Annotated in this window: 18 protein-coding genes; 6 read left to right on the top strand and 12 right to left on the bottom strand. The window is 71.6% G+C overall.

Going from position 1 to position 20,141, the window contains the following annotated elements:
* Positions 1-30 precede the first annotated feature (30 nt).
* The 5 genes from ACIRQ7_RS34945 to ACIRQ7_RS34925 form a co-directional block, all read right to left on the bottom strand.
* Positions 31-1,023, bottom strand: a complete 993-nt coding sequence (locus ACIRQ7_RS34945) for a zinc-dependent alcohol dehydrogenase family protein (protein ID WP_404266555.1) — start codon at positions 1,021-1,023, stop codon at positions 31-33.
* On the bottom strand, positions 1,020-1,868 hold the full coding sequence (locus tag ACIRQ7_RS34940) for a carbohydrate ABC transporter permease (protein ID WP_404266554.1): 849 nt from the start codon (positions 1,866-1,868) through the stop codon (positions 1,020-1,022). Before ACIRQ7_RS34940 ends, ACIRQ7_RS34945 begins: the two co-directional genes overlap by 4 nt.
* A complete protein-coding gene (locus ACIRQ7_RS34935) occupies positions 1,865-2,845 on the bottom strand; it encodes a carbohydrate ABC transporter permease (RefSeq protein ID WP_404266553.1) in 981 nt (326 codons plus the stop codon). The genes ACIRQ7_RS34940 and ACIRQ7_RS34935 overlap by 4 nt, the downstream gene beginning before the upstream one ends.
* Positions 2,826-4,205 carry an ABC transporter substrate-binding protein gene (locus ACIRQ7_RS34930; RefSeq protein ID WP_404266552.1) on the bottom strand — a complete coding sequence of 460 codons (1,380 nt, stop codon included), beginning with the start codon at positions 4,203-4,205 and terminating at the stop codon, positions 2,826-2,828. Before ACIRQ7_RS34930 ends, ACIRQ7_RS34935 begins: the two co-directional genes overlap by 20 nt.
* A 182-nt stretch (positions 4,206-4,387) precedes the next feature.
* A complete protein-coding gene (locus tag ACIRQ7_RS34925) occupies positions 4,388-5,149 on the bottom strand; it encodes a DeoR/GlpR family DNA-binding transcription regulator (protein ID WP_401475541.1) in 762 nt (253 codons plus the stop codon).
* Positions 5,150-5,511: 362 nt separating this feature from the next.
* On the opposite strand from ACIRQ7_RS34925, the gene ACIRQ7_RS34920 reads away from it, so the two are divergent.
* Entirely contained in the window at positions 5,512-5,919 is a 408-nt protein-coding gene (locus ACIRQ7_RS34920; RefSeq protein ID WP_401475544.1) for an STAS domain-containing protein, read from the top strand.
* Between the two features lie 93 nt (positions 5,920-6,012).
* On the opposite strand, the gene ACIRQ7_RS34915 is transcribed toward ACIRQ7_RS34920, so the two are convergent.
* Positions 6,013-6,771, bottom strand: a complete 759-nt coding sequence (locus ACIRQ7_RS34915; RefSeq protein WP_404266551.1) for a hypothetical protein — start codon at positions 6,769-6,771, stop codon at positions 6,013-6,015.
* Positions 6,772-6,773: 2 nt separating this feature from the next.
* Complete coding sequence (locus tag ACIRQ7_RS34910) at positions 6,774-7,412, bottom strand: RNA polymerase sigma factor (RefSeq protein WP_404266550.1); 639 nt, start codon at positions 7,410-7,412, stop codon at positions 6,774-6,776.
* A 461-nt stretch (positions 7,413-7,873) separates the two neighbouring features.
* Between ACIRQ7_RS34910 and ACIRQ7_RS34905 the strand changes: the two genes are divergently transcribed.
* On the top strand, positions 7,874-8,695 hold the full coding sequence (locus ACIRQ7_RS34905) for an SAM-dependent methyltransferase (protein WP_404266549.1): 822 nt from the start codon (positions 7,874-7,876) through the stop codon (positions 8,693-8,695).
* 106 nt (positions 8,696-8,801) lie between these two features.
* On the opposite strand, the gene ACIRQ7_RS34900 is transcribed toward ACIRQ7_RS34905, so the two are convergent.
* The 5 genes from ACIRQ7_RS34900 to argG form a co-directional block, all read right to left on the bottom strand.
* Entirely contained in the window at positions 8,802-9,227 is a 426-nt protein-coding gene (locus ACIRQ7_RS34900) for a PTS-dependent dihydroxyacetone kinase phosphotransferase subunit DhaM (protein WP_404266548.1), read from the bottom strand.
* A complete protein-coding gene (dhaL, locus tag ACIRQ7_RS34895) occupies positions 9,224-9,820 on the bottom strand; it encodes a dihydroxyacetone kinase subunit DhaL (protein WP_401475659.1) in 597 nt (198 codons plus the stop codon). Before dhaL ends, ACIRQ7_RS34900 begins: the two co-directional genes overlap by 4 nt.
* A 167-nt stretch (positions 9,821-9,987) precedes the next feature.
* Complete coding sequence (gene dhaK / locus ACIRQ7_RS34890) at positions 9,988-10,980, bottom strand: dihydroxyacetone kinase subunit DhaK (RefSeq protein WP_403674512.1); 993 nt, start codon at positions 10,978-10,980, stop codon at positions 9,988-9,990.
* A 1,224-nt stretch (positions 10,981-12,204) separates the two neighbouring features.
* The gene (locus ACIRQ7_RS34885) at positions 12,205-14,808 is read right to left on the bottom strand and encodes a SpoIIE family protein phosphatase (protein ID WP_404266547.1); all 2,604 of its coding nucleotides are present in this window, start codon (positions 14,806-14,808) and stop codon (positions 12,205-12,207) included.
* Positions 14,809-15,179: 371 nt separating this feature from the next.
* Positions 15,180-16,625 carry an argininosuccinate synthase gene (gene argG, locus ACIRQ7_RS34880; protein WP_404266546.1) on the bottom strand — a complete coding sequence of 482 codons (1,446 nt, stop codon included), beginning with the start codon at positions 16,623-16,625 and terminating at the stop codon, positions 15,180-15,182.
* 376 nt (positions 16,626-17,001) lie between these two features.
* Here argG and ACIRQ7_RS34875 point away from each other — a divergent pair, with 376 nt between their 5' ends.
* From ACIRQ7_RS34875 to ACIRQ7_RS34860, 4 genes are all read left to right on the top strand, one after another.
* A complete protein-coding gene (locus tag ACIRQ7_RS34875) occupies positions 17,002-17,721 on the top strand; it encodes a DUF6333 family protein (RefSeq protein WP_404266545.1) in 720 nt (239 codons plus the stop codon).
* Positions 17,722-17,900: 179 nt separating this feature from the next.
* A complete protein-coding gene (locus ACIRQ7_RS34870) occupies positions 17,901-18,803 on the top strand; it encodes a virginiamycin B lyase (protein WP_404266544.1) in 903 nt (300 codons plus the stop codon).
* Between the two features lie 312 nt (positions 18,804-19,115).
* The gene (locus ACIRQ7_RS34865; protein WP_401475571.1) at positions 19,116-19,364 is read left to right on the top strand and encodes a DUF397 domain-containing protein; all 249 of its coding nucleotides are present in this window, start codon (positions 19,116-19,118) and stop codon (positions 19,362-19,364) included.
* A 289-nt stretch (positions 19,365-19,653) separates the two neighbouring features.
* A complete protein-coding gene (locus ACIRQ7_RS34860; protein ID WP_404266543.1) occupies positions 19,654-20,121 on the top strand; it encodes a hypothetical protein in 468 nt (155 codons plus the stop codon).
* Positions 20,122-20,141 lie beyond the last annotated feature (20 nt).

Below are 20,141 nucleotides of genomic sequence, written 5' to 3'. Positions count from 1 at the left end.
CCGCCCCCCGTCAGCCGGTGTCCGCGATCCCTACGGCCGGACCTGGATCTTCCTCCCCTGGCCGGCCTTGAAACGGTCGAGCGCCTCCGTGTACCGGTCCAGTGGCAGCCGGTCGCTGATGAAGACCTCCGGGTCCAGCGCTCCGGCCGCGAAGAGCGCCGCGGCCCGTTCGTAGCTGTGCAGCACCGCCATCGAACCGGTGATGGTGATCTCCTGGTTGTAGATGCGGTACGGCTCGATGACGGCGCGGGCGGCGTAGTCGGCGACCCCGAACTGGAGGAAGGTGCCGCCCTTGCCGACCCGGCCCAGCGCGTCCTGGATGGCGCGTTCGTTGCCGGTGGCGTCGATGACGACGTCCCAGCCGCGCGGCCGGTCGAGCTCGTCGGCGGATCCGGCGGCGTTGCTGCACCCCAGGGTGCGGGCGGTCGCCAGCCGCTCCGCGTTGATGTCGACGACATCGACGCCCGCCGCGCCGGTCCGCTTGGCCAGTTCCAGCATCATCAGGCCCATGGTGCCGGAGCCGTAGATGAGGACCTGGCTGCCCAGCTGCTGCGAGCGCAGGATGTCGTAGCCGCGTACCGCGCAGGAGAGCGGTTCGATCAGCGCGGCGTCCTCGGTACGGATGTGATCGGGCAGCTTGACGCAGTTCGCGGCGGGCGCCACGGCGAATTCGGCGGCGCCTCCGGAGGTGGTCACCCCGATCGCCGCCCAGCGCTCACAGAGGTTGTTGCGGCCGATGCGGCAGTAGTGGCACTCGTGGCAGTACAGCGACGGGTCCACCGCGACCCGGTCGCCTTCGGCGAGGGCGGTCACCTCGCTGCCACGCGCCACGACCGTACCGGCGAATTCGTGCCCGGGGACGACCGGCAGGGTGGGCGCGAACTCGCCCTGCAGGATGTGCAGATCGGTGCCGCACAGCCCGCAGGCGGCGACCGCGACCACGACGTCCCGGGGGCCGGGCGTGGGGTCGTCGACAGTGGCGATCTCGGCCTTGCCGGGTGTGGTGATCACTGCGGCTTTCATTTCACGGCTCCAAGCGAGAGGCCCTGGACGAGCTTGTCCTGGGCGGCGAATCCGGCGATGAGGACGGGGAGGGAGATGACGGTGGCGGCGGCGCACACCTTCGCCAGGAACAGGCCCTGGCTGGTGACGAATCCGGTCAGGAAGACCGGCGAGGTACCGGCCACGACGCCGGTCAGCACCCGGGCGAACAGCAGCTCGTTCCAGCTGAAGATGAACGAGATCAGGGCGGTCGCGGCGATGCCGGGCATGGCGACCGGCGCGATGATCCGGGTCAGCGTGGTGGTCAGCCCCGCCCCGTCGATCTGGGCGGCCTCCAGCATCTCGACCGGCACCTCGGCCAGGAAGGAGCGCATCATCCACACCGCGATCGGCAGATTCATCGAGGTGTAGAGGAGGACCAGCAGCCAGATGCTGTCCAGCATCCGGGTGTTCTGCGCGACGAGATAGATCGGCAGCAGCCCGGCCACCACCGGCAGCATCTTCGTGGAGAGGAAGAAGAACATCACATCGCTCCACTTGCGCACCGGCTTGATCGACAGCGCGTACGCCGCCGGCACGGCCAGCACCAGCACCAGCAGCGTGGAAACCACCGACGCGGTCAGCGAGTTGATCAGCGGTGGCCAGGGGCTGACCCCGCTGCCCGCGCCGAAGAACTCGCGGTAGCCGTGCAGGCTGAGGCCGGCGCCGAGGCTCGGCGGGTTGGTCGCCGCGTCCTGCTCGCTGTGGAAGGACGTCAGCACCATCCACGCGACGGGCAGGAAGAAGGCGATCCCGCACAGCCAGGCCACCAGGCCCAGCACACTTCCGGTGCGCCGCCGGCGCAGGGGCAGGGGGACGGTGCTCATCGGGTGACCTCCTCGCGCAGCAGGGACGAGACGGCGCGCAGCGCGAAGGTCGCCACCAGCAGCGAACACAGCACGACGACGACGCCCTGTGCGGACGCCCGTCCGTAGTCATGGGCCTGGTAGAAGGTCTGGTAGATGGTGTACGGCAGGTTGGCGGTGCCCAGCCCGCCCGAGGTGATGGTGAACACCGCGTCGAAGTTCTGCACGACGTAGACGGTGCCCAGCAGGGCGGCCAGTTCGAGGTAGCGGCGCAGGTGCGGCAGGGTGAGGTAGCGGAAGACGTCGAAGGTGGAGGCCCCGTCCACCCGGGCGGCCTCCACGGCGTCCGTCGGCCGGCTCTGCAGGCCCGCCAGCAGGATCAGCATCATGAACGGCGTCCACTGCCAGATCAGCGACACCTCCACCGCGGCCAGCGGGGAGTCGGTCATCCAGTCCGGCTGGGGCGGGCTGTCACTGCCGAACAGCCCCCATATCCAGGTCAGTACGCCGTTGAGCAGCCCGTAGGAGGCGTTGTAGAGGGCGTGCTTCCACAGCAGCGCGGAGGCGACCGGCACCACCAGGAACGGCGTGATCAGCAGGGTCCGCACGATGCCGCGGCCGCGGAAGCTGCGGTCCAGCAGCAGGGCGAGCCCCAGCCCCAGCAGCAGGCTGACCAGCACCACGGTCACCGTCAGCAGCACCGTCGTGCCCACCGAGGCGCGCATCGCGGGGTCGGTGAAGACGGCCGTGTAGTTGTCGAACGCCGCGAAGCCGCGGTTGTCGGGGGCCAGCGCGTTCCACCGGGTGAAGGAGATCACCAGGGTTGCCAGGAAGGGCAGTTGGGTCACGATGATCAGGAAGACCAGCGCCGGCAGCAGTGGCGCACGGCGCGCCCAGTCCTTGGCCCGCCTGCTGCGGGAACCTGCCTGCGGGCTGCCGCGGCGCGGCGCGGCAGCGGCCGCCGCCGGCCGGGTCGCTTCAGTGGTCGCTGTACGCATCGGACACCTCCTGCGCCAGTCGGCGGCTCTTCTTCAGGGCCTCGGCCACGCTCTGCTTGCCGGCGATCGCCGAACTGACCTCCTGGGAGACCTTGGTGCCCAGGTCGGAGAATTCCGGGATGTCCACGAACTGGATGCCGGGTGCGGGCCGCGGCTGCACTCCCGGGTCGTCCGGACGGGCCGAGCTGATGGCGTTCTTCGTGGGGGTGGCGAACGCGCTCGCCGACTTGAGGTAGTCCCGGTTCCGGTAGAGGGATGCCCGCTTGCCCGCCGGCACCTTCGACCAGCCCAGTTGCTCACCCACCAGCCGCTCGTACTTCTTGCCCGACGCCCAGCGGATGAACTTCCACGCGTCGTCCTGATGCGTACTCGCCTTCTGGACGCCCCACGCCCAGGTGTAGAGCCATCCCGAACTCGCCGTCCTCTCCACCGGGGCGGGCGCGTAGCCGACCTTGCCGGCGACCTTGGAATCGGCGCTCTCCAGCGATCCGGCGCCGGCCGTCGCGTCGTACCACATGGCGACCTTGCCCTGCTGCATGTCGTTGAGGCACTCGGTGTAGCCGGACTGCGGCGCGCCCGCCTGACCGTGCTTGCGCACCAGGTCGACGTAGAACTGCGTGGCCCGGGTGAACTGCGGGCTGTCGATCTTCTGCTGCCAGTCCTTGGTGAACCAGGTGCCGCCGAAGGTGTTGACGACGGTGCTCAGCGGGGCGGCCAGCTGGCCCCAGCCGGGCTGACCGCGCAGACAGATGCCCTTGGTGCCCGAGCCGTGTGCCTCCGACTTCGCCGCCAGATCGGCGACCTGGTGCCAGGTGGGGTGTGCGGGCATGCGCAGCCCGGCGGCCTGGAAGAGGTCCTTGCGGTACATCAGGAACGACGATTCGCCGTAGAAGGGCTCCGCGTAGACCTTCCCGTCGGCGGCGGTCAGCGACTTGCGGACCGGGTCGAGGATGTCGCCCTGGTCGAACTCCGGATCCTTGGCGGCCCGTTCGCCCAGCGGCGTCAGCCAGCCGTTGCGGGCGTAGATGGGCGTCTCGTAGTTGCTGACACTGGCCACGTCGTACTGCCCGGCCTGGCTGGAGAAGTCCTGGCTCATCTTGTCGCGCAGATCGTCCTCGGGCAGCACGGTGTAGTGCACCTTGATGCCGGTCTCCTTGGTGAAGTGCTCGGCGGTCAGCCGCTGCAGATCCACCATCTGCGGGTTGTTCACCATCAGCACATTGATCGTGTGCGCACCGCTGTTGCCGACGTCACCGGCGCCGCGGTAGCAGCCGGCGGTGGCCAACGACAGCGTCAGGGCGACGGCGGTCAGCCCGGTGACGCGGCCTCGGCGGCGGCGTCCTGGGGGTCGTGCTCTCACGGCTCGTACCTTTCTCGGACGGTTGGCGGGTGCCTGTCCTGGTGGTGCGGGATCGTGCGGGGCTCGGTGGGAGTCGTGCCGCGGTCCGCGGGCACGCCGGGGGGACCGTCCGACGGCGGGGGCCTTCGGCGGTGCGTGGTCGCTGCGTACGGGGGCCGGTCGTCCGGGCGGCCCCGGCCCGGTCAGACCCGGAGCACCTGCGGCCCCAGGAGGGAGTAGCGGTGGGCCTCCGGAGCCGACAGCCCGGCGTCGGTGACGATGGCGTCGAAATCGCCGACCTCGGCGAACCGGCAGAAGCTGCTGGCGCCGAACTTGCTGTGCACCCCGACCAGCACCCGCCGCCGCGACGAGCGGACGGCCTGCGCCTTCACATCGGCCACCGCCGGATCGGGGGTGGTCAGCCCGTGCTCCCGGGAGACACCGTTCGCGCCCAGGAACGCCAGGTCGATCACGAACCGCGCGAGCATGTCCCGCGCCCAGGACCCCACGGTCGCCTGTGTGCGGGAGCGGACCCGGCCGCCGGCCAGCAGCACGGTGGTGGAATCGGACGCCGAGACCAGCGAAGCGGTCCGCAGCGAAGCGGTGATCACGGTCAGCGGACGGTCGGTGGGCAGCAGCATGGCGACCAGCTCGGGGGTGTAGCCCTCGTCCACGAACACCGTCTCGGCCTCGCCGACCAGCTGTGCGGCGGCCGCGGCGATCCTCCGTTTCTCCGCCACCTGCTGGGTCTCCCGCCGGGCCAGCGAGGTCTCGAAACCGGCGCTCTCGACCGGGTAGGCCGCGCCGTGCGTACGCCGGATCAGCCCCCGGCGCTCCAGTTCGCTCAGATCGCGCCGTACGGTCTCGCGGGCGACGCCGAACTCCGACGCCGCGTCGGCGACCTCGACCCGGCCGGACTGCCGGGCGAGCGCGAGGAGGCGGTGCTGGCGTTCCTCGGCTCGCATCGGATCACTCCTGCCTTGTGTGGATACCGTTCGGTCACGGGCCTGCCCGTTTCTGCCCGCATGAGGTTTATAGCAACCGTAGAAGGGTGGGTCGTTGCCCGTAACGGAGGAAAACCAGACCGTTTCTGCCCGATTTCCGTGGGTGCCCAGTTGGCGGAGGGCCCGCCCAAGCGCCCGTACGGGCGTGCAGACCCGCCCGCCGGGCTGCCCGCACCACCCCGTGACCTGCGCACACGGCCGCCAGGACGGTTCCGTCCGCGCAGGGCGCGAGGCAGTGCCGAGAGCGCTGCCGGGGGCCTGCCCGCGTACGCCGGTGGTCCGAGGCGGCGATGCGGGAGAAAACGGCGCTTAGTCTGGACGGCATGAGCTCGGAGATGCGGTCGCTGGCGGTCACCCCGATCGTGCAGGCGGAAGAGTGTGCGGTCCTGCGGGTCAGCGGAGAGCTGGACCTCCGCACCGAGCAGGCATTCCTCGCCGAGGCACGGTCGGTCGTCTCGGCCGGTCACCGCTTCCTCGTGCTCGACCTGACCGCGCTGCGGTTCTGCGACTCCCGGGGCCTGAGCTGCCTGCTCGCCCTGGAGTGGCTGTGCCGGCGCCTGGAGGGCCGACTGCTGCTGGCGTCCCTCGGCGTACGGATGCTGCGGCTGCTGATCGGCACCCAGTCCGTGGACGTCTTCTCCTGCTTCCCGACGGTCGGCCATGCGCTGGCCGCCGTCCCGGACGCCAACCGTCCGGCATGGCCGCCGAAGGTGGATGACCCGTCCGTGTGACGACAGCGCCCGTTCGTGTGACAGGCCGCCGCTCCTGGCGGTCAGCCGGAGGGGCGGTCGGGCGGACGGGCCGGTTCGCCGGCCGGTCCGCGGTCAGCGGGCGCGTCCGAGATCCCGTACGAGGGTGGGGGAGGGGCGGGGGATCTCCCCGAAGTCCTCGTCGTCGCTGTCCACCACCAGGCGGTTGATCACGCTCTCCAAGGCGGCGGGCAGGGTCGGCGCGAGCCCGCTGTGCCATTGGACGAGAAGGTTGTGCCGGGCGGAGTCCGGCAGCAGCTGCTTCTCGTCGAAGGCGGCCACCGCGCGGCGCTCCTCGTCAGGTGCGTGCGATGCCTGCTCGCGCCAGTAGGCGGCGTCCCGGAACTCGCCGCTGCGGCGGTGCGAGAGGTAGAGGCAGTAGGCGGCGGTACGGCTGCCGGCGCCGGCGCTGAAGTGCCACCAGAAGTGCGCCGCGTCGGTCCGCTGGGTGATGTGCAGCAGACAGGCGAAGACCAGGGCGCCCTCGGGGTCGATGCGGTGGTCGTCGACCAGCCGCTCCAGGCTGGCGGCGGCCGCCGCGGCGTTGACCACCAGCGCACAGGCGAGTTCGAGTTCGTGGGTGGCCTCGTCCCGGGCGCTGGGGTAGGCGCTGGGCGCGCCGAGGTCGGCACGGACGGGCACCTGCCTCGCCCGGGGTGCGCCGCCCGCCGCTCCGGGCCCGGGGGAGTCGTCGAGGCAGCCGAGGCCGTCGAGCGCGCCCGCGTCGTCGAGGTCGCAGAAGCCGGCGAGGCCGTCGATTCCGGCCACATCGGCCGCGGCACTGAGCAGCGTCTCCACGGTGTCCCGGCGGCCGGCTTGATCGGTGGGCGACATGGTCAGTTCCCCCTGGTGCTTCCTTGGGCGATGCCGAGCGCTGCGGCGAGCTTGCGCTTGCCTCGGCTGGCATGGGACCGGACGGTGACTTCGTCGACGCCGAGCAGCGCGGCGATCTGCCCGTCGTCGTACCCGATGACATGGCGCAGCACGATCACATCGCACTGCCGCTCCGGCAGCCGCGCGATGGCCGCGTACAGGCCTAACTGGCTCTCCAGTAACGCGAATTGCTGTTGGCACTCACGCAGCAGGGCCTGGGTGACGACGGCGAAGGCCGCGGTTTCGGTGAGAGCGGTGGGCTGCTGGTGGTCGTAGAGCCATTCGACGACCCGCTCCTTGAGGACCGACCACGCGAACGCCTCCACCGACGCCTGCCGCAGGGCGTGCGGCCACAGGTCGCCCAGCCGGCGGTAGGCGGCCCGGGTCACCTCGCGGGCCGCCGGCTGACTGCCGGTGTGCAGATAGGCGTAGGTCAGCCACTTCCGGGCGTGCGTCGCCAGGAACGCCTTGAAGGTGAGCGAGAGCTGGTGGTCCGAGGAGCTCAGCAGGCCCGCCCCTTGCGGCCGCCGACGGGCCGGGGCCACTGTGCTGATGTGCGCCTGCGCGCACGCCGGTAGAAGTCGGTCCCGGTCTGCGCTCACGAGCCGTCCTCGTTCCGTTCGCCGTGCACCGCTGCCGGGGGCGCCGAAGTCGGCGGCGGCAGCGGGAGGACGGATTGCCCTCCCCTCCAATGAACCGGAAACCGAGCCGATTTGTGGCACGGGGGCGCAAGAAATCTTCCTCAGCGTATTCATATGACTACGCGTGACCGGGGCATGTTCGGTCGTCACGCGCGGCCGCACCGCCACAGGCCTTGTGCGCCATGCGTGCGGCACCCGTCCGGCCCTGTGCCAGGGGCGCATCAGCTGTCTTGCCCGCCGCCGGGTGCGCGCCAGAGCGCATCGGGGCGCATCGCGGCATGATCCGGGGCGGGCGGGGCAGTGCTCCAACAGCCGGGTGGGCGGCGGGACATGACGCGCCGCCGGAGCGCGCGGAGCGCGGCGGCGCCCCGGCTCGCCCGTCCGACCGCGCCGGGGGCGCCGTACAGGGGAGGCAGCGCACGATGAGCGACCGCGACCATTCCGTGGTGGACCTGCAGCTGGACCGGGCCCACTCGTCCCGCATCTACGACTACTTCCTCGGTGGCAAGACCAACTTCCTGGCCGACCGGATGGCCGCAGGCAGCGTGCTGGGCGTCTTCCCCGCGGCGCTGGTCGCCGCCCGGATCAACCGCGAGTTCATGCAGCGCGCCACGGCCTTCCTCGCGCGATCGGGGATGCGGCAGTTCCTCGACATCGGCACCGGCATCCCCACCCCGCCCAATCTCCACGACATCGCGCAGGACGCGGCACCGGACGCCCGCGTGGTCTACACCGACAACGACCCGATCGTGCTCGCCCATGCCGCGGCCCTGCTGCTGAGTACCGCGGAGGGCCGCACCGCCTACGTACAGGCCGATGTCACCGACCCCGCGGGCATCTTCACCGCACCGCAGCTCCTCGACACCCTCGATCTGAGCCGCCCGGTCGCGCTCAGCCTGAACGCGCTGATGCACTTCGTCACCGACGACGGAACCGACCGCGCCCACGCCATCGTCGAATCCCTGAAGGACGCTCTCCCCAGCGGCAGCACCCTGGCGATGACCCATGCCACATCGGACTTCGACGCCGAGTCGATGGGCAAGATCATAAAGATCTACGGCGACGCGGGGACGGCGCTCCAGTTCCGCTCCCGCCCGGACTTCGCCCGCTTCTTCGACGGCTGGGAGCTGCTGGAGCCGGGCGTCACCCTCTCCCACCAGTGGCGCCCCGACCGCCCCGAGGACGCCACCCACGTCACCGACGCCGAGGCCGCCTGCTACGCCGCGATGGCCCGCAAGCCGTGACACCGGGCCGCCGCTGACCGGAAGGGCCGCCGCCGGGCCGCCGCCCGTGAAGTGACGACCCGTACGGTGACGGCCTCCACGGTGCGGCGGCCCGGCGTTCGGTCCCTCACTCCTTGCGGTAGCCGTACGCCTCGCCGGCCGCGACGGCGACCGCGTCCAGATCCCCGCCGGCCGACGCGGTGACCACCGCGGCCACCGCACCCTCCACGAACGGCGCGTCCACCAGCCGTGCGCCCTCGGGGAGTTCGTCCCCCTCGGCGACCAGGGTCTTGACGGTGAGCACGGCGCTGCCGAGGTCGACGAGGAGCGCGACCCCCGCGCCGCGATCCACCTTCCGGGCCGCCTCGGAGATCAGCTCGGAGCTCGTACCGAGCCCTCCGTCCGGGGTCCCGCCCGCAGCCGCGACGGGCGCCTTCTCGCTGCCCCCGGCCAGCCCGATGGCCATCGCCGCCACGGATTCGGCGACCGCCCCGCTGTGCGACACCAGAACGACCCCGACCAGCGCCGGCTTCTCCTCGGCCGCCTCGCTCACTTCGCGACCTCCGCGAGCGCCGCGAAGACGAGCGCCGACGACGTCGCTCCCGGATCCTGGTGCCCGATGCTGCGCTCGCCCAGATAGCTGGCCCGGCCCCTGCGGGCCTGCAGCGGAACGGTCGCCAGGGCACCCTGCGCGGCGGCCTCGGCCGCCGCGTCGAAGGAGGTCGAGAGCGCCTCGACGGCCGGCACGAGGGCGTCGAGCATCGTCTTGTCGCCCGGCGCCGCGCCCCCGAGCTGTGTCACCCCGTCCACCCCGGAGGCCAGCGCGGTCTGCAGCTCCGCGGCTGTCACCTGCGGCTCCTCGCCGAGCGTCTTGCCGGTACGCCGCAGCAACGTCCCGTAGAGCGGGCCGGACGCACCGCCCACCGTCGAGATCAACTGCCGGCCCGCGGCGATCAGCACCGCACCGGGTGTGGCCGGGGGCTCGGCCTCCAACGACGTGACGACGGCGGCGAAACCGCGCTGCATGTTACTGCCGTGGTCGGCGTCCCCGATGGCCGAATCCAGCTCGGTGAGCCGGTCGGCCTCCTGCTCGACGGAGGCGGCGAGCGCCATCATCCAGCGGACGAAGAACGCGGCGTCCAGCACCGTTTCGGTCACGGACAACTCCTCTGCTCATGCACTGAGTGCGCTTTACGTGTGTGGGTGGGACGGGGCGCCGGGCGCGGGCGGGGCACGGGGCGGCGCCCGGAATCGGGACGCGGGACCCGGGCCGGAGGGGGACCCGGGACGGGGGCGGGGTGGGTGGCCGGAAGTCAGCGGCCCCAACGCAGCCCCGCCGTCTCCACCGGCGCGTCCCACAACCTCAGCATCTCCCCGTCGACCTGGCAGAGCGTCACCGAACAGCCCGCCATGTCCAGCGACGTCACGTAGTTGCCGACGAGCGTACGCGCCACCGGCACCTTGCGCTCGGCGAGCACCCGCTGCACCTCCGCGTTGAAGCCGTACAGCTCCAGCAGCGGCGTCGCGCCCATGCCGTTGACCAACGCCAGGACGGGCAGATGCGGCTGGAGGTCCTCCAGGACCGCGTCCACCGCGAAGTCCGCGATCTCCCGTGAGGTCATCATCGGCCGGCGCTCGCGTCCCGGCTCGCCGTGGATACCGATGCCCAACTCCAGCTTGCCGGAGGGCAGGTCGAAGGTCGGGCTGCCCTTCGCGGGCGTGGTGCAGGCGCCGAGCGCCACTCCGAAGCTCCGCGCGTTCTCGACGACCTGCCGGGCCAGCGCCTCCACCCGCTCCAGCGGCGCCCCCTCCTCGGCCGCGGCGCCGGCGATCTTCTCGACGAAGAGGGTCGCACCGGTGCCGCGCCGCCCGGCCGTGAACGTCGAGTCGGTCACCGCCACATCGTCATTGACGAGCACACTGGCGACCTGCACCCCCTCGTCCTCGGCCAGCTCCGCGGCCATCTGGAAATTGAGCACGTCGCCGGTGTAGTTCTTCACGATGAACAGGACGCCGCTGCCGCTGTCCACGGCCGCCGCGGCGCGCACCATCTGATCGGGCACGGGCGACGTGAACACCTCGCCGGGGCAGGCGGCGTCCAGCATGCCGGGCCCGACGAACCCACCGTGCAGCGGCTCGTGCCCGCTGCCACCGCCGGACAGCAGCGCGACCTTGCCCGACACCGGCGCGTCCCGCCGCACGATCACGCGGTTGTCGACATCGACCACCAGCTCGGGGTGTGCCGCCGCCATCCCGCGCAGCGCGTCCGCCACAACCGTCTCGGCGACATTGATCAACATCTTCATGGGTGCCTCCTGGCGAGATGGGCATCCGGTCCTCCGGCCAGCGTGCTTGCGGGGCGGAGCCCGAATGCGCAGTGCTTGATCTTGGCTGTTCTCGGCTGTTCTCGGCTGTTCTCGGCGGTCGGGATCGGTGTCCGGAGGGGCGGATGGTGGTGTGGCGCGGCTTTCGTGACGGAGTGTCACCCCGTCGTGGGGCTGCCTTCGGTCCGGACGGCGCCAAGGCGCCCCGGGGGCAGTATCTGCGCTCCGGCGTTCAAGGTCACGTGACGCGGAGGGAGCGGACCCCGGAGAGCTGCTGCGATCGGGTCAGGCGCCGTCGCAGGTCCGGCCGCGGACCCCGCGGGAAACGCGGGGCCGGAGCGGCCCGCGGCGCGCCCGCCGCCGACGCCCCCGCTCGGCTGCTCTTCCCCGCCCGGCTTGCCCGCCCCCACCGCGCGCTGTCCGGGTGCCGTCTTCCGTCATGCGCGTACGACAGAACACCGCCACCCTGACATGCAGTAAATCTGTCGTGGCAGAGGTAGACATCCGCAATCACGGGGGCTAACGTTTTTCCCGTAGCCAGAAGTCAGCACGACGCGGCAGACACGAACTGCCGCGTATGCAGGACAGACGCAGTAGGGCACGGCAGCGGAGCGGCGGGGCCGGAAAGGCTCTCGGGGTCCCCTCGCTGGTTGCCGGGCCGGGCGGCTCACAGGGGCCGTCGGCTGTACGCAGGACCGCAGTGACACGCGGAAGAACCAGCAAGAAACGAAGGAGGCAGACGCCATCAGGATCGCCCGGGGCGAGGACGTAGCCGACCCGGGTACCGCAGACCCCGGAACGGAAGGTGGTCACACGGTCACGCATACGCGATCCCCGCACGCATCCCCCGCTCCCGGGAGACGCTGCGGAAACGACAGGCCGGCATCGCAGTAAGCCGGCAGATGGTGTTCATATCCCTCGGGGCCCTGGTGCCGTTCCGGCGCCAGGGCCCCTCGACGCGTTCTCGCAACGGAGGCGCGTCCGCGGTGGGCGAGAAGGCCACCGGTCCGGTGTGCGCGTGGCGAGGACTCGCCCCGGAGGGGCCCAGGGCCTGTCGTGTGGATCACGCCGGGCTCGCGGGGTCCGGCACGCGCATCTGCCGCGTTGTCGTCAATCAGCAACGCTCCGCGTTGCCTCAATCCTCCGCCTTGCAGCTGCACGCACCGGACCCCGCTCCCTGATCCGGCGTGATCCACACGACAGACCCTAGGCCGGCGGGGGCACGGGGAGCGGCTGTTCGGTCCAGATGACCTTGCCGGTCGGCGTGTAGCGGGTGCCCCAGCGTTCCGCGAGGTGCGCGACGAGGTAGAGGCCGCGCCCGCCCTCGTCGGTGGTGGCCGCGTACCGCAGATGCGGGGACGTGCTGCCGGCGTCCGACACCTCGCAGGTCAGTACGCGGTCGAGCAGCAGCCGGACGGCGATCGGCGGTGTGCCGTAGCGGATGGCGTTGGTGAGCAGTTCGCTGAGGATGAGCTCGGTGGTGAAGCCGCTCTCCTCCAGGTCCCAGTCGGCCAGCTGCCGGGTGACCGCCGCCCTGACGGGGGCGACCGCCGCGGGGTCGTCGGGTACCTCCCACTCGGCGACCCGGTCGGCCCGGAGCCGGTGGGTGCGGGCGACCAACAGCGCGATGTCGTCCGTCCGCTCGGGCGACAGCATCGCCGCGCAGACATCGCTGCAGGTCTGTTCGGGGGTGCGGTCGGCCCCGGAGAGCGCCGAGCGCAGCAGGTTCATGCCGTCGTCGATCTGCCGGGTGCGGCTGTGCACGAGGCCGTTCGTGTAGAGGACGAGCCGGCTGCCCTCCGGGAGCAGTTGTTCGCTTGTCTCGAAGGGCAGTTGGGCCAGGCCGAGCGGTGGTCCGGCAGGGACGTCCGGGAACGTCACGGTGCCGTCGGGGTGGACGATGGCAGGTGGCGGATGGCCGGCTCGGGCCATGACGCACCGCCCGGAGACGGAGTCGTAGATCGTGTACAGCACGGTGGCGCCGGTGACGGTCGCGGCCTCACTGTCCGCCCGCTGGTCCTGGTCGATCCGGGCAATGAGTTCGTCGAGGTGACTGAGCAGCTCGTCGGGCGGCAGATCCAGGGTGGCGAAGTTGTGGATGGCGGTGCGCAGGCGCCCCATGGTGGCTGCGGCGTGCAAGCCGTGCCCCACCACGTCACCGACGACCAGCGCCACGCGTCCGCCGGGCAGCGGGATGACGTCGAACCAGTCTCCTCCCACGCCCCGCTCGGCCGGCAGGTAGCGATAGGCGGCCTGGACGGCGTTCTGCTCGGGCAGGCCGCTCGGGAGCAGGCTGCGCTGGAGCGCCTCGGCCACGGCATGCTCGCGGGTGTAGCGGCGGGCATTGTCGATACACACCGCGGTACGGGTGACCAGCTCCTCCGCCGCGGACAGGTCGCCGTGGTCGAAGGGGGCTCGCTCGCCGGTGCGCCAGAAGCGGGCCACGCCCAGTCCGACACCCCCTGCCAGGACGGGGACGCTCATCAGCGACCGGATTCCGAGGTCGAGCACGGCCTGCGCGCCCTGCGGGGGAGAGTGCCGCCATCCGTCGTCGTCGAGCAGGTCGGCGACGAGTTCGGCCCGGCCGCCCGCGATCGCTCGACTCCGCGACGTGCCGGGCGGAGCGGCGCCCGTCTCCTCGACCCAGGGGAGGGGCGGAAGGGCGGACGTCTGGGCGCCGGCCGCCCGGCGCAAGCCGGCTTCCTGATGTGCGCCCAGGTCCTCGCCGTGCAGAACCGGCTCCAGAAGGTCGACGGTCACGGCGTCGGCCAGCCGGGGGACCGCCACCTGCGCCAGCTCCTCGGCGGTGCGGGTCACGTCCAGCGTGGTACCGATCCTCAGCCCGGCGTCGTGCAGCAGTTGCAGCCTTTCGCGCGCGACATCGGCGCGTCCGGCGAGCGCGCTCAGTTCCGTGGTGTCGCGCAGGGTGGTGACGCTTCCGCTCCGTCCACCGGACCGGCCGGTGGGCCGGCAACTGACCGCCAGCAGCCGGTCATGGGAACGGTGCACCTCGTCGGTGACCGTACGGTGCGAGGCGAGCAGCGCCGTGAAGTCGTCCTCCAGGCCCAGGTCATGGACGTCCCGCCGGTCGGCATCCGCGGGCAGCTCCAGGAGCCGCCGTGCCTCGTCATTCGCGAGCAGCAGGCGCCCGTCGCCCCCGGTGACGAGGACTCCTTCCCGGACGGCGTGCAGCACCGCGTCGTGGTGTTCGTACATCCGCGTCACTTCCGCCGGGCCCAGACCGTGTGTCTGCCGCCGCAGCCGCCGGCTCACCAGGGCCGAGCCGCCCACGGCCAGCGCGAGCGCCGCCGCCGTCACGGCCAGCAGCAGGGGCACCTCACGGTCCACCGCGTCCGACACGGTGGTGATCTCCACGCCGGCGGTCACCACCCCCACGACGGCGCCGCGGGCATCGGTGACCGGGACCGCCGCCCGGATCGCCTCGGTGGGCGCTCCGGTGAACTTCTCCGTGAAGGATGCGCCGGTCAACGCCCGCGCCCAGTTGCCGGAGGCCGGACGGCCGATGAGCCGCGGGAGGGGATCGGTGTAACGCACGCCGGAGCGGTTCAGCACGGAGACGAAGTCGACCCCGGACACCCGGCGGGTCTGCTCGGCCAGGGGCTGGAGCACGGCAGTGGGATGGGGCGCCCGCAACGCCGCCGGGATGCCCGGTGCATGGGCGAACGCCGCTGCCACGCCGAGCGACCGGCCGCGAGCGTTCTCCTCGCTGTCGCGCCGCGTCTGCAGCACGTTCCCGATTCCCGCGCCGGCGATCAGCAGCACCAGGATCAGCGACTGCAGCACGAACATCTGGCCGGCGACGCTCCGCAGCCCACGCCCCGCCCGGAGCGGTCCGACCTGGCCGGCAGGACGGGGATCGCCGGCGCGCGGCCCGGAAGGTGCGGCGTTCCGGCGGGGCCCGGCATCCCGGTGCGTCACGCGTCGGACCAGCGCGGCGCTCGATCGACGGAGCTGTGTCCTGATCTGACCGTATGTGCGCCACATGTCGCTACTTGTAACACGGCCCGGTTTCCCCGAAGGGCACCGCACCGTCGAAGACTCCTCCTGACCACCGGCGCCGGGTGACCGAAAAGGCCGGCCCGGCGCCGCTGGGCGCCGGACCGGCCTTTCCGGGATTGCATCCCCCTCGGGGGAGTCGGGCTTCCGCTCGACGGGGCTGGTCAGTCCGTGCCGAACTCCATGGCGGCGCGGTCCAGCATCTCGTCGTCGCCGGAGACCTCGCCGCGGGAGGCGATGGCCTCGGCGCCGCCCTCCGGCATGCTGCTGATCAGCCCGGTTGCGGCTGCCTGGGCGGCACCGATGGCGGGATCGGCGGTGCCGATCAGGCCGAGCCCGGCGTACTGCTCCAGCTTGGCGCGCGAGTCGGCGATGTCGAGGTTGCGCATGGTGAGCTGACCGATCCGGTCGACCGGGCCGAACGCCGAGTCCTCGGTGCGCTCCATGGACAGCTTGTCCGGGTGGTAGCTGAACGCCGGGCCCGTGGTGTCGAGGAGCGAGTAGTCCTCACCGCGCCGCACCCGCAGCGTCACCTCGCCGGTGACGGCCGCGCCGACCCAGCGCTGCAGCGACTCGCGCACCATCAGCGCCTGCGGGTCCAGCCAGCGGCCCTCGTACATCAGGCGGCCCAGGCGCCGGCCCTCGTTGTGGTACTGGGCGAGGGTGTCCTCGTTGTGGATCGCGTTGACCAGGCGCTCGTACGCCGCGTGCAGCAGGGCCATGCCGGGCGCCTCGTAGATGCCGCGGCTCTTGGCCTCGATGATCCGGTTCTCGATCTGGTCCGACATGCCCATGCCGTGCCGGCCGCCGATGGCGTTCGCCTCCATCACCAGGTCGACGGGGGAGGCGAAGCCCTTGCCGTTGATCGTCACGGGGCGGCCCTGGTCGAAGCCGATCGTCACGTCCTCGGTGGCGATCTCGACCGAGGGGTCCCAGAACCGCACGCCCATGATCGGCTCCACCGTCTCCACGCCGGTGTCGAGGTGCTCCAGGGTCTTGGCCTCGTGGGTGGCGCCCCAGATGTTGGCGTCGGTGGAGTACGCCTTCTCCGTGCTGTCGCGGTAGGGCAGCTCGTGGGCGAGCAGCCACTCCGACATTTCCTTGCGGCCGCCCAGCTCGGTCACGAAGTCCGCGTCCAGCCACGGCTTGTAGATCCGCAGGTGGGGGTTGGCGAGCAGGCCGTAGCGGTAGAACCGCTCGATGTCGTTGCCCTTGAAGGTCGAGCCGTCGCCCCAGATCTGGACGTTGTCCTCGAGCATCGCCCGGACCAGGAGGGTGCCCGTGACGGCGCGGCCGAGCGGTGTGGTGTTGAAGTAGGCACGCCCGCCCGAGCGGATGTGGAACGCCCCGCAGGTGAGCGCGGCCAGACCCTCCTCGACCAGCGCCGCACGGCAGTCGACCAGACGCGCGATCTCGGCACCGTAGGCCTTCGCACGGCCGGGCACCGAGGCGATGTCGGGCTCGTCGTACTGGCCGATGTCGGCGGTGTAGGTGCACGGGACGGCACCCTTGTCGCGCATCCACGCGACCGCGACGGAGGTGTCGAGGCCGCCCGAGAAGGCGATGCCGACGCGCTCGCCGGCGGGAAGGGAGGTGAGGACCTTAGACATAGGAAGATTATGCATAATCGCGCATGATCATGCAAAGGGGGTGGTCCTATCGGGCTCCACGGGCCCGCGCGGACCGCGATCCGTCCCCCGGTGAGCTCGGTCCGGAAGGGCGCCGGCCGTCCCGCTCGGCGCGGCCGATGGCGTGGTGCCGTGGTGGCGCGGTCCTTGATTATCGGCTGCTCCCCGCCATGGCTCCCTCCTCGCGGGCTGCGGGGGCGTGCCCCTGCCGGAGGTGCGTCCCGGGCGCCCCCTCTTCGGCCCGCACGGCGGTCCGAACGAAGCGTCCCGGCGCCCCGTTCCGTGCAGCCCGCAGCCCGCAGCCCCTCACTTCGTGCCCCTAACTCCACCTGAGAGAGCGGAAGTTACTGTGGCGGGCATGACGGAACCCGCTTTCTGGTACGCGCCCGCGGACGCGGAAGTCGCCCGCTACGGCGAGTACAGGCTGACCCTCGTCCATCCCGGATCCCCCGCGGATGCGGCCGGTCTGCCCGCTCATGACCCGGCCGCGGCCCGCCGGTTCGCCGAGTCCTTCGGCACCGTCGACACGATCCTCGAAGACCTGGGAACCGTCTCCGCGGCTGAGGGCGTGGCCGCCGGCACCCGCGCGGACCTGGAGCTGATCCAGGTCGGATGCTGGGGGAACGTCACCGAGATCAACGACCCCGGCCTGGTGCACTGCAACGGCATCTATCCGGTCTACGACGAAGCGGAAGCCCTCGCCACGCGCTTCCCCGAAGCCGTGATCCTCGCCTCGTGCATCATCGACTACCCCATGACGTACGGCGCCTGGAAGATCATCCACCCCGGCGGGGCGCGGCTCTTCGCCGCGGGCTGGCACGGGGAGGACGACTGGGACTTCGACGGTTCCCCCGCCGACGTGGCCGCGGCCTTCGGTCTCACCGCGCAGGAACTGTCCAACGGGGGAGTCGACATGGAGCGCCCCGTCAACGCCTTCGCCTGGGGGAGTCTGTGCGACCTCGCCCTCAGGAAAGTCGTACGCCTCAACTACACCGGCCGTGCCGCGTCCGTCTTCCGTGTGCGGCACACCGAAGACGCCACCGGCAACATGGAAGAGATCTGGCTCGACGAGGAGTAACGAGCGCAAACCGAGGGCCGGTTGGCGCATGATGCCCGGTGCCTCTGACGTCAGGGAACGGGTGCCCGTGAAACGGCCGGCCGGGCCGGATGCGATCATCGTCGGCCTGGAACGAGAGCGGGCCAGGTATGGGTCAGGGGCCGTTGGCCGACGGTTTCCCTTCTTCGCGAGGAGTGGTCGTGCAGCGTTTCGAGGTCCCGGACATCAGGCAGATCCGGGTGGCCGGCGAGGAAGCCGGGCCCTATGGCATCGCGTCCGGCCCTGACGGGGCCCTGTGGCTCACCTTCGTCCGGAACGGTCGCCTCGCACGGCTCTCCCCCGAGGGCGACCTGAGGGAATTTCCGCTGGACTCGGCCGAATGCCGCCCGACCGTCATCACGCCGGGCCCCGACGGGGCGCTCTGGTTCACCCGCTACCAGGACCACCGGATCGGCCGCATCACGGTCGACGGCGCCCTACGGGACTTCGCCGTGCCGACGCCCGGCAGCGGGCCCTACGGCATCACCGCCGGTCCGGACGGCGCGGTGTGGTTCACGCAGATGAACACCGACCGGATCGGCCGGGTCACCGGGGAGGGCGAGTTCACCGAGTTCGTGCTGCCCGTCGCGGGCGCGTTCCCCGCCGCGATCACCGCAGGCCCGGACGGCGCCCTGTGGTTCACCCTCAACCAGGGCAACGCGCTCGGCCGGATCACCGTCGACGGCGAGATCGCGCTGCACCCGCTGCCCACCCCGGACGCCGCACCGGTGGGCATCACCAGTGACGGCGACGCGGTGTGGTTCGTCGAGATCGCCGCCGGCCAGATCGGCAGGATCTCGATGGACGGCCGGATCGAGGAGTTCCCGCTGCCGGACCGCACGGCCAAACCCCACGCCATCGCCGCGGCCGGCCCCGGGGACTGCTGGTTCACCGAATGGGGCGCCCACCGCATCGGCCACATCACCGCGGCCGGCGAGATCACTTCGTACGATCTGCCGTCGTCCTCCTCTTCCTCCGAGCCGCACGGCATCACCGTGGGCCCGGACGGAGCCGTCTGGGCAGCCCTGGAGACGGGAGACGTCGTACGGGTGGCGCGGCCCTAAGTCCTGTCCTGGGCCCACCGAAGGAATCGCCGGCCGCGCCGCCGGGCCCCCGGGAGCCCGGCGGCGCGGCGCGGTTTCGGGTGTAGCGGCGCCGTCCGTCCCTCGCACGGTGAGTGCGTCACCGGTACCGGCAGCCGCTTGCCCCCCTCGGCCGAGGCCGAACGACGGGTACCGGCGAGGGCTGCGCGTCGCCCTGCCGCGACCGCTGGGCGCATTTACCGCACCTGCCGCGCGGAAGTCAAGACCACTATCGCGGCGGGGACTTGGGGTCGTAACTTCGGAGCAGCTGAACCGTCCGAGCAAGGAGCCCCCATGGACCACTCCCAGGCTGTTGCCGTCACGAGTTACACCAACACCCACGCTCCCCAGCTGACCTTCGAGAAGTCCTCCTTCAGCGACCTGGACCACTCCAAGGACTGCGTGGGCTTCGCCGTCGACGGTGACCTGATCGCCGTGACGCACACGAAGGACGAGATGGCCCCCGTGCTCCGCTACAGCCGGAGCGAGATCCACGCGATGGTGCGGGCGGCGAAGGCAGGGCAACTCGACAAGTTCTGCTAGCCGGCGCCGCATTCCTGCGTGCCTGGACGACGATCCCCGGCCCACCGGGCCGGTGACCTCTGCCCGGCGCCGGGCCCCGCGTCACCGGCGGCCCCGTGCGAGCTCTTCGCCGGGGCCGCCGAGCGTCCGGCCGGAGACCTCGGAAGCCGGTGTGGGCCACACCGCGCCCGCGTGGCCGGTGCCCGCGGGGGAGGCGACGCCAGGAGCGGGCTCGGCAGGCCTGGCTTGTTCCCGCGGTGTTCTCCCGGCGGAGCGTGCCCGGCCGGTCGGGCCGGGTTAGGATCACCGCGTGATCACGGCCTGGTTACCTTCCGGTGTACGGCGGCTTCGCTCACCAGCGGCGCCGCTGCGGGCGCTGGTGCTGGGCCTGTTCCTCGTCGGCCTGCTGTACTCGCACGCCGTGAGCCCCGATGCGACGCTGCGTCACTTCTCCTCCGGCGGTGGCGTATCGACGACCGGCGTTCACCCTGAGCCTGCCGGCCACCCCGCAACGACCGCCGCTGCCGCCCACAGCCGATTCCTGTCCGAGGTGCCGGACGGCGGCCACCACGGTGACCACGGGCAGCAGCACACTCATGACGAATGCGCGCTGGGGCAGCCTCCGCAAGGTCCTGGCGGGGGAGCGCCCGGCGGTTGTTCGCCGACCTCGGAGCGGTACGACCTCACGCCGGTCTGGACGCGCCCCGCGCCGTCCCCGGCGGCGGACTTCGTCGTTCCGATACCGCACGCGGCCCAACCCACAGTCCTGCGCATGTAGGTCGGCGCCTGTCCGACCGG

Source organism: Streptomyces sp. NPDC101393 (assembly GCF_044767385.1).
GTDB lineage: Bacteria > Actinomycetota > Actinomycetes > Streptomycetales > Streptomycetaceae > Streptomyces.
The sequence above is the reverse complement of the archived record's forward strand: the minus strand, read 5'-3'. Positions and strand labels throughout refer to the sequence as shown.